Annotated in this window: 1 protein-coding gene; it reads right to left on the minus strand. The window is 40.1% G+C overall.

Translation table 11 applies throughout. The features are described from left to right. On the minus strand, nucleotides 1-3354 hold a 3354-nt coding region (locus JKA74_RS20595), incomplete at both ends, for a hypothetical protein (RefSeq protein WP_201433134.1).

Here is a 3354-nt window from a genome sequence, read left to right on the forward strand (position 1 = left end):
CTAAATCAGCCTGCATCCAGGTATAATCACCAAGGCTTGGCGCTATGATATCAATTGATACCGGATTGTTTCCATTTACATTATCTGTGAAAATGAAATCAGGAACTCTGTTGTCATCATTTAATGTCAATGAAATATCATCCACACTCCAACGATTAGTCCCTTCTCCCAAATTCAATGGTTGAGAGAATCTAAAATGAGTTGCTTCAGTAAGGGCAGAAGCAGGCAATTCTACATTATATCCTTGTTGTAGATATAGCAATCCATCATCATAAATCTGCACTTCACCAACTTCCAATTCATAAACAGGTACTAACTCGAAAGTAGCTCCACCATCTGTAGAAATTTCTAATCTCGGAACAGTATTTTTGTTGGCATTCACATCTGAACTACCATATCCAAAATATGTATTGAAATCAAAATTTAAAGTTGCACTGGAAACGTCAGATAAATCAAAGGCTCTTGTCAACAACTCTCTATTACCTACACGATCAAAATCGAAAACATTAAAATCATTTTCAAATGTAGGGTCCTGACCACTAATAGTTAAGAAATCTTCTTCTTGATCAATGACAATGGTTTCCCCTTGCTTATAATCTCCACCAACTGTTTCCGGCTGGTAAGGTACAATCGTTAAATCATAAGGATCGTTGCTGTCTCCAAAGCCAATAGGCATTGTAGCTTCAATAGTACCTGCATCTTCATCCGATGAAGTACCTACTACTACAAATTCTCCGTTTTGTTCTACTACTGCAGCGTAATCTGTTGTAGCAGGAAAACCTAAAGCATTATAGTTAATGCTTACTGCTTCACCCATGGCAAATGAAGTTTTATCATAATTGCTAATTGCCAATGAAGGTTTGATCAGGTTAAATGGTTCTTCATCAAACGAAGCTTCCATAAATTCAGGAGTCTCAATAATAACTTCATTGATCTGAATTACATTTTCATTTACTCCAAAAGCTTCATCCTCATTATAAATAACTCTAAATTGAGTATTGGCTGACCATAATGAGTTAGGTACATCTGCAATTAATGAAACAATACTACCGTTACCAACACCTTCTTCATCCAAATCTACCCAATTTGTTCCATCAATAGATCCCTGCAATTTAACATCATAAGTACCTAAATGATTACCATTATCTTCATCTATCTCAATATCAACATTGCCACCATATGAAAAATCAAATGGTACTGTAGTAGCAGATCTTACTCCAGATCCGGTAAAGCTGTCTGGTTTGCTTGGAAAGTTATTGGATGTACCAGTTGAAGATTCAAAGATTGAAGTTGGTAATGGATCTCCCTCAAATTCTTGAGATACAATGGTTTCAAAAAACACATTATCATATGTACCGCTTGTCCCAATACTTAGTCTAACATTAGGATTATTGTCATAATCAATACCTGTTGGCAAGGTAGCTGTGATTGTTCCGGCATTTACATCAGTAGTACTTCCAATCATCACCCAATCATCCACATCAGGGTTGTTGTCATAAACGCTCATCATCAGTTCTGCTCCGGTACCAGGGGTTCCCTGTATACTGTAGTTAACTGTTAAACCTGAGCCGGGATAGGTGAACTCATCCCCTGCAACCATTACCGGATCTGTATACTCAACACTTGTGATTTCAAGTCCTAAGTCATAAATCGACAATGTAGTACTGAAATAAGTTTCCCCATTAAGGGTCGCTATGTAAACTGTATAATCTCCAGCCTCTAATGGTGGTACCGTAATAGCAATTGACTCTCCACTTATGTCTGTAGTTTCGCCTATGATCACATCAAAATCAGGATCTCCAACTCTTTGTACCAAAGCAGTTGCTTCAGTAGTGGCTGGAAAAGCACCGTCTGTAATATCATATGTCAGGGTTAGTGCTTCCATTGGGAAAGCCTGTCCGTCTCCTCCTACATCTAAGTTGTTGATCGTAATATTGGGCGACTGAACAGTTGCCGAAACAGAGGCTAGTCCTCTGCCAATAAAGTTTGTACTAACTAGATTAGTGCCACTCTGAATCTCTAAATCCTCTACAATGAAAGCATCCAGGTCAGCCCCGTTGTTGCTTTCCTGTCTGATCCTGAACTGCGTTGATCCGGAAACCACGCCCGCAGGCCATGTATCAAAAATTACTTCTGTTGTGCCTCCGAAGGCCAGGGAATTAAGATCCACGCTGGTCAATTCAGTGTAGGTTGTTCCATCAGTAGAATACTCTACAATCAGATCAGTGCCCGCAGGGCTTAATACATTGTTAGCTCTTGATGCATTGAATGTCAATACTCCATCACTCTCTGTCGAAATATTATAGCCCGAAGTGGTCACACTTCTCTCGCCAGCCTGGTCAAACACCAATCCTGATCCGTCCTGATCACCACCTGTTTGTACAAACTCGGTTGGCAAACCTCCGGTAAAATTATAGAATTCTGATGTGCCAAAAAGGATTTCAGTACCTTCATAGGCATAAATATCCACATTCCAGCCTAAACCGGCATTGTAGTAAGAAATATTGGTAGGGACTGTTCCCTCAACTGTTATTTCTTTTGTTCCATTATCGAAATTATCAACCTGGCCTTCCAATAAGAAAGTTTCACCGGTGTTGGTGTTGGTCAACCTTACAGCAAAATCCAAATCTGTTAAATCAATTCCCTGCAATTCGGCTTCCACTGTGATGGCATCGCCAGGGTAAATAGTCCCGCCAGGCACATCAGCAGCATCCAATACATTGTTAATGGTCAGTTCTGGTAGCAACACATTGTTGTTATCAACAAATTCATCCGCAATGTTAGTATAAGTCTCTCCTATTTCCACCTGGATGGCACCAGCTGCAGGAGATGTCCTTACTTGCCAGTTTTTACCTGTACCATAATCCACAGTACCTGTTTGTTGAATTCTAAAACTGGTAGTTGCTGTTTTAGCTGCATTTGGCAAGGTAAACTCAAGCACCTGAAAAATATTTTCAAATTCGTCAACCGCTAAATTGTCATCTATCAATGCGGTACCGGCTGTCGCAAAACCATCTGTTGAATATAAAACTTCTACAGGATTGTCAACATCAGGGCCACTAAAAAAAGCTCCATCATAAGTAAAGCTTAAAACAACTGGCTCTGAAGTATCCAAATCTATAGCGTTAGTGGTCAAAGACCTTGCACTTGCCCTGTCAAAGGTTAGAAAATCTCCTCCTGAGTTAGTACCAATTGCCGTAACATCTGCACTGGTAAAGGCAATAACCTCTCCCGTCACAGAATTACCTGAGAAAGCAGCCAACCTAAGGTTGATATTGCCTGCTTCAGGCCATGTGAAGTCAATCTCTTCCAGGGCATCCTGAACTGTTGATTGACCGAATATCTGTTCGTCCT

The sequence above is a fragment of the Marivirga aurantiaca genome (genome assembly GCF_016679925.1).
GTDB lineage: Bacteria > Bacteroidota > Bacteroidia > Cytophagales > Cyclobacteriaceae > Marivirga > Marivirga aurantiaca.